4 protein-coding genes are annotated in these 6,880 nt (G+C 53.8%); all 4 read right to left on the bottom strand.

All coding sequences use genetic code 11. From position 1 onward, the window contains the following. On the bottom strand, nucleotides 1-527 hold a 527-nt coding region (locus KYE_RS13290; RefSeq protein ID WP_008174237.1), incomplete at its 3' end, for a DUF4276 family protein. Next, nucleotides 524-1,636, bottom strand: a complete 1,113-nt coding sequence (locus tag KYE_RS13285; protein WP_008174235.1) for an AAA family ATPase — start codon at nucleotides 1,634-1,636, stop codon at nucleotides 524-526. The genes KYE_RS13290 and KYE_RS13285, both read right to left, overlap by 4 nt. Nucleotides 1,637-1,649: 13 nt before the next feature. Then, complete coding sequence (gene pglX, locus KYE_RS13280; RefSeq protein ID WP_008174232.1) at nucleotides 1,650-5,117, bottom strand: BREX-1 system adenine-specific DNA-methyltransferase PglX; 3,468 nt, start codon at nucleotides 5,115-5,117, stop codon at nucleotides 1,650-1,652. Between the two features lie 84 nt (nucleotides 5,118-5,201). Next, nucleotides 5,202-6,875, bottom strand: coding sequence for an ATP-binding protein (locus KYE_RS13275; RefSeq protein WP_008174230.1), 1,674 nt, complete (start codon nucleotides 6,873-6,875; stop codon nucleotides 5,202-5,204). Between the last annotated feature and the right edge of the window lie 5 nt (nucleotides 6,876-6,880).

The raw sequence follows: 6,880 nt of genomic DNA, 5'->3' as shown, positions 1-6,880 counted from the left end.
GATGGCGCTGTTTCTCGACCGTCATTGATGAGCTCCGGATTTTGGGTGCCGACCATCTTCACCAGATTCCCAATTGGCTGGCCGTGCTCCAGGTACTCCCAATCCAGCTTGGCCGGGTCAGCAAGAATCAGGCTTTCAAATTCATGCAACTGGATATAGGGAATAAAGTTTGGCTTGTTCATTTCATTGCCAAAAGCAACTTCGAGCCGTTCGATCCTTTGATAAGGCTCCAGCCGTTTCGCTTCATCAAATCCTGGAAAATCCTCTGGCAAGGCATATAAATCGAACATGCTGGTAAACCAACATTCCTGATTGGCGTCTTCCTTCATCCAGGTTTCGATATCGGCTTTTGCTTTCTGGTAACTGATCAGGCCACCCCGGTATTCTTTGGCCGCCCGTTTGTCCTTGCTCGTTAGCACACAGCGCGCGTCGGTGTATACATCAAAGTGCGCCAGATGGGGTGTCAGAACCTGGTCGACAAAGGCTTTCTCGGTCTGACCCTCTGCGGTTATGTGCAGTCGAATCACGGCTGCCCTCCCAACACATTTTTCTCCCATAGCTCCGAGAGGCTGTACCGTTGCAACCATTCACCCAGCGCCTCCGGTTCCAGACGGTGGAACGAGCTGGCGCCGGTCTTTGAATTCCGCTCCACGATCACGATCTGATCGGGCAGGAATTCATCCACCAGGCGTGTGGACTGGGTGGCCAGGACCACCTGCGTTTTCTGGGATGCACGTTTGATCATACCGGCAAGCTCAAGCGTGGCAGCCGGATGAAGCCCTAGCTCCGGTTCATCCAGAACAATCACTTTTGGAAGCAACGCCGGTGGCTGCAACAGCAGCGTCGTTAACGCCATAAAGCGAAGAGATCCGTCGGAAATCTGATCTGGACCAAAGAGATAATCCTGGCGGTAGGTATCAGACCAGTTCAGTCGCACGAAACGGTCATTGCCAGGAAGGGTATCCAGTACGAAGTCGTTGAACTGCGGCATGATCTTGCGAATATGCCGGACAATCCTTTCGTAGTACGGGCGATAGCTGTCCGACTCCTTTAAAAGCTTGAGAAAAGCAGCGAGGTTGCCCCCATCGCTGCGTAGGTAGGCCGCATCGTCAACATACACCCGGTCCTTGATTCGAGCGGTATCCGAGGTGTCGTGAAACTGAAAAGACTGAATGCCCCGCAGAAGCGCTGTGAGTACTCTGCTGGTCTGGCGGGAATCTTGAGCCAATTCAGCTTCCGCCCCGCCACTAGACAGAAAATAGCTCTGCGGACTGGAATGCCCAACTTTGTGGTAGCTGACCTGCTCGCCACTGACAAACAACCGATCCGGCAAGCCATAGGACAACTTCACTTCATATGTATCGGTTGTGTTGTCATCCTCCAACGTCACGACAAAACTGACTGATTCCGTCACCTTGGGGCCATAGAACAGAAGCTGGCTAACCCCCTGTTTACCGACATACTGCTGCAGCGCGCCAGTGGTCATGAACCCCAGCAGCCGGAACAGTGAAATCAGGTTGCTTTTCCCGGAGCCATTTGCCCCCAAAAGCACCGTCACATCGTTAAAAGCAATACGCTCGTAGTCGTGGTTGCTGATGGATTTAAAGCCTTTAATGGCAATTTCTTTCAATTTCATAGGTAGCCCTCCTTCATGAGAGGCCAGGAATCTTCTTCAAGGCGTCGCCAAATTTCGGATAGTTGGCCTTCACCCCGTCATCGAGATCGATTTCCACCTGTTCGGTGGCCAGTGGGTAAAGCACATCCCGCTCGTAATCATCCAGCTCGGCGAGGATCTTATTGATCTTCTCGATCTCTTTCAGGGCCTTGGTCTTATCACCCTGGGAAGCCCCAGCACTGATGCTGACGGCCTCCAGATGGTTTTTCCGGGCTTTCAGCTTCTCGTCTTTGAAATCGCGCAGATACTCCAGCACCGTGCCCACGGTATGAGGCTGGTAGCGGTGCATGTAGATCAGCGCGTTGAATGAGCCCTTGGGAGAGGAGAACAGCCAGTAGATGGGTCGCTTCTTGTAGCGACGCACGTGGTCGTTATAGAAGTCCTTCAGGAAGTACTTGCGGATGTCCTTACCCAGTGCCTGCTCGACAAAACGGAGGTTCTCTTCATAGTGCTCTTCGCCAAAGGCGATGCGCAGGAATTCACGGAAGCGCTCGGTTATGTCGTCGGTGAACCAGTCGCCATCGAGCATGGGGATGACATTGTCATCGTCTGCCGGGAAGCTGGGCTCTGGGATCTGCTTCAAGTAATCATCTACAGTCTCACCCTGATTAGCGAGAATCAGGCCCGGCTTATCGAGCGCGTAGCGGCCAAACATGCAGCCCACGGCGTAGGAGACCATCTCGCGCATAGTGTCGGCCAGCAGCAGCACCTCCAGCTCTTCTTCACTTTTATTGTTGCCGTAGCGGTAGTGGGGGTTGCAGGTCAGAGTGATCTCCTCCAGCGGTACATCTGGTGTCAACTCGTCCTGCAGGCCGTAGGCTTCGATAAAGATGCGGTTGTTCTCTTCCTCCAACCGCTGCATTTCCAATGTCATCTCCCGCCAGTGGGTGCGTAGCCTCTGATAGGAGGCATTCAGAGTCGACCGACAGTGGTCTGGAACCAGTAGAGGCAATCTCCTGAAATTCCAAGAAGTTTCGTAGGAATCCCAATCTAATTGAGAGAATAAAACTGCACGGTCTGATATTCTAGCTACTTCTGCATGGGGGACATTCTGCTTAATAGGAATATTATCGAAGTCCCCTGGATTAAAGTGAATAGTTGGATTTAGCACATTTAAGAACAATTGCCCTAAATGTGAATTCATTAACGATAGACCAATCTTCATTAATTTATCGCAGGTAAAGAACGCTGCCGGTGATGCATTATTAAATGTAAATCCTTCTGGAAGTAATCGAACTGAAACACCACCTGAAGTGACATCAGACCACGTTAGGCCCCGTTTACCAAAAAAAGAAACTCCGTCATTGCGAAACCCTTTATTACATCTCATTGCCGCTTTGGACTCATCGTCAAAAGCCAGTAACTCACAATGATTACCATACCATTTTCGGCGCTCCCCACCCTTCATATGGGGCTTGAATCGAGCAACGTCATTCAACCCCGGGGTTAGGTCTCTCTGTTCGGAGGAAACCTCCCACCACAGGCGAATGAACCTTTCGTTATCTCCTGTAGTCAGTCCTTTTTTGGCCTGTGCCAGGCGATCTGACAGGGAATCCTTTCCAAAAGCTTCGAGAACCTCATCCGAAAGCCAGTATGCTATCGGCGCTCCAGGTACGTTGGCAAAGTTCGACTGACGGAAGGTGTATCGATTATTTTTACTTTGTAAGAATAAAGATTCAATATCATCAACACTTCGCACTTGAACATGCTTTTCAAAGAGGCGCCTGTATATACCATGAAACTCCGGATTTCGGTCATTCTTCATGACAAAAGCAACACTACCAAAATCCGATCCAAAAACCCCTCTTCCGAGGTGCAATAAAGAAATTATGGTTTGCTCATCGAGCACTCTCTTTCTTAGAGTTTCGAAAGAGGAAAGAAACATCCAAGATGGGAGATTAATCATGCTCCAAAACCCGAGCCTTCGGCAAAGCAATGCAGACCTCTCCATAAACATTGTCATGAAGTCGGCTTTGCTGGCTGGATAATTCCTCTTCGCCCAAGTACTTAGCCGTGGATTCATTCCCTTACTGCCCATATACGGTGGATTCGAAATCACCACACTGTATCTCGGGCTAAGGTAATCCGTCTGTCGAAGTGCTTGAAGAGCCTTTTGATGGGTTTCACTCAGGAACAATTGACCAGAAACGTCCTTGGCCTCCAGTGTTCGGAGAATTTCGTCCACTTCGGTGAGATCCGAACGAATTAGCGATCCAAAATTATCAGCCTCTTCGAACTGCCTAAGTGTGGTTTGAAGTGGCACACTAAACAAATCCCGTCCGACGAACCCCATGTACTCTCTGAGCTCACTTTCCTCGAACCGAATATTTTCCAGCACGCAGATATTGGGCTGTACCGGCTTGCGGAAGAAGCGTCGCTGCTTAGCCCGGGCCTTCATCGTTAAAGCAAAGGCGGCCAGCTCACCGGCACGTTCATCAATCTCGATGCCGTAAAGATTGTGAGCCAGAATCTTGGCCGGAATATCGGCAGGTTCGTAGCCTTCTTCTTCGTATATGGCATAAAGCAGATCGAATGCATAAGTCAGCATGTGACCCGATCCACAGGCTGGATCGCAGATTTTTATTTCTTCCGGGCTACTGATGCAAAGGAAATCGGTCTCGGGCTCTTCCGGCTTGATGTAGTAGTCCATCTGCTCAATCAAGCCAGAGTCTGGCCGGTTGAGCATCCAAAGGCGGCCCAGCGAATTTTCCACCAGATAACGGACGATCCAGTGCGGGGTAAACAGCTGGGTCGCAGCCGGGATATTGTCCGGCGTAATCTTTTTGTTCTTCTTAAGATCAGAAAATACCTGGTCTTTCTTTTCGGAGATGTAGAACTGATACAGCCAGCCGATCACCTCAACATCCTCACAGGCATCCGGCGTCATGGCTTCGCGGGTATGGGCCAGGATCGAGTTTCCAGATAGCAGGTCATCTGGCATCAAAAGCTCGGTGTAATCGTCAATGCGCTCGAACAGGAACGGCATCGCGATGTACCAATAGTTACAGGCGGCTACGACCAGTAAGCGATAGGCTTCCCCTTGGGGATCCTGGCTGGGCATTTTGCCATCGAGCAGGGCGAAGACCCGTTTTCGGGTATTTTCCACGACCATCTCTTCATCGATATGGCCCATCTTGGCATCCGCCAGGATCTCGGGCTGAAACTGCCCCTCGGCGGGAGAGACCACGCCAATGCGGTTATATCGGTTCACGTCCATAAACCGCAGGGCTACGAGCCGGTTGAACCAGATATACGCCACCCGCTCGACAACCTGCTCTTTACCCTGCTCGGCTATCGCCTCTTCCAGCTTTTTGATGGCCAATGGGCTTTCCCGCCGGGCGGGGCTTTCTTCGGCCAATACCAGCTTTAGCTTGGCGCCGACCTGTTCAATCAGGCTGCGGCGGGCGAACTGGGCGAATTTTCTGAGTTTTGCGGTTTCCATCGATTCATGCCTTGGTTTTGATCGTGACCGAGCGATATACGCTGGCGCATAAATGGGCGTATATATTTACGCTTAGCGCATAAATTAACGCGCGCGCTTGTAAATAGCCCCTTTTCGCTCGCCTACTTGCTCGATTTCTTCCCTTTTCTTCAATCTGGCCAACAACTTGTAGGCTTGATCCGGGCTGATATGGCACAGCTCAATCACGTCAGCACGCTTGATGCTGCCGTGCGTATCAATAAAGCTCATGACCATCTGCTCTTGCTGGATAGGATCAAACCCTGCCTGGCGCACATAGGCGGCCTTTTGCCCCGCGCCCTGATATACCTTGGCGCTCAAGGTGTAGGTGCGGCCCTTGCCGGTTCCGTGGGCTTCCACCATGCCGGCTTCCACCAGTTTTTCCAGGGTACCCCGGACCACGGTTTCGGGCTTCTGCACGGATTTGGCCAGGTCCGCCGTTCTTAAGCGCCGCTCATTGCGTAGCCGGGACAGGATGATCAGGCTGTCAATGGGCATGGCGGCGCCGGTCTGCTCCTCGCGCTCGACGATCATGCGCAGGAACTCGGCGTCCGCGTCTGCTGCGCTCATGCGCACGGAGACGGTGTGAGCGGACGACATGGAGTAGTCGGGGGCGGTGCGCCCGTAGCGGAGCATACCCTCGAAGATCCGGTCGATGCCCCGGCCCGTGCGTTCGGCAAGGCCGATGCGCTTGATAATGTCAGCCAGCAAGGGGTTACGGGAGCGAGGGTCGGCCACCAGCAGGTTGTCCAGGTTGACGCCCTCGACAAAACCACCGGGATTGCTGATGCTCAGGCCGTCGTCGTCCAGTTTGACGTGTACGGCGCCCAGGGCGCTGTAGTCGCGGTGAACCAGGGCGTTTACGAAAGCTTCCCGGAAGGCCCGGCGGTCGAAGTTGGGGATGGGCACGCGAAACAGCCCAACCTGAATCTCCTCTTCCTCCACCCGGGCGCGAAACAGCACTTCGACCTCTTCAAAGGTCTCCAGCAGCGGTTTGCGGTAGAACTCATTGACCAACACATCGGTACCGCGCAGCACCTGGAAGGCTACCTCATGGGAGGGCAGGTGTTGCCGGAGCTGCATTTCGTTCCCCAGCAGCAACAGGCCTGCAACCGTGGGGCGGCGAATGCCTCCCATGCTCACAGTCAGCCCCAGGGCGCCGTCCAGCTCATCGTCCGCCAGGGGCATCAGGCTCTGATCGCCGCCGTATTTCTTGATGGCATTGCGGATCCGGATGCGCTGAATCGGGTCCAGGTCTTCAACCGCCAGGTTTTCCACCGGCAAGGCCGAGGGGTCCGTTACTCCCAGGCTGGACTGGCGCTGAACAAACTCATGGGGGTAGAAGGGCACGGCCTCCGGAGTGCCGTCCATTCTCAGGCGCCGACGTTGCAGCAGGCCATCCGAGGTCGACACCAGCTGCCGGGACTTGGGCACCTGGATCCTGGCAATAGGTTGCCCCTCCAGCTCCAGGGCCTCAACGCGCACGGCCAGCGAGGGGATGGTCTTATTGGCAATCAGTGCGGGCAGGCCGGCGAGGTTGCGGTGGTTGGCATGCAGCCCGGTCGGGGTGCCATCGTCTTCAACGCCCAGGAAAAGGTCGCCGCCCTCGGTGTTGGCCAGGGCCACCACCGCGGCTACCAGATCCCGGTCCGGCAGGCTCTTGACGTCGCTCTTGAATTCGACGGCAAGGTTTTCGCCGCCGCGAATGAGCGCCTGGATTTCCTGTTCGGCTTCGTGCATGGCTA

Origin of the sequence: Marinobacter manganoxydans MnI7-9, from assembly GCF_000235625.1 — a bacterium.
Lineage (GTDB): Bacteria > Pseudomonadota > Gammaproteobacteria > Pseudomonadales > Oleiphilaceae > Marinobacter > Marinobacter manganoxydans.
Note: the sequence above shows the minus strand (reverse complement) of the source record. Positions and strands in the feature narration are given on the sequence as shown.

What these genes read in the sequence shown, in the direction of transcription:
- pglX (WP_008174232.1), bottom strand. Translation starts at nt 5,117, where the DNA reads ATGGAAACCGCAAAACTCAGAAAATTCGCCCAGTTCGCCCGCCGCAGC.
- KYE_RS13275 (WP_008174230.1), bottom strand. Translation starts at nt 6,875, where the DNA reads ATGCACGAAGCCGAACAGGAAATCCAGGCGCTCATTCGCGGCGGCGAA.
- KYE_RS13285 (WP_008174235.1), bottom strand. Translation starts at nt 1,636, where the DNA reads ATGAAATTGAAAGAAATTGCCATTAAAGGCTTTAAATCCATCAGCAAC.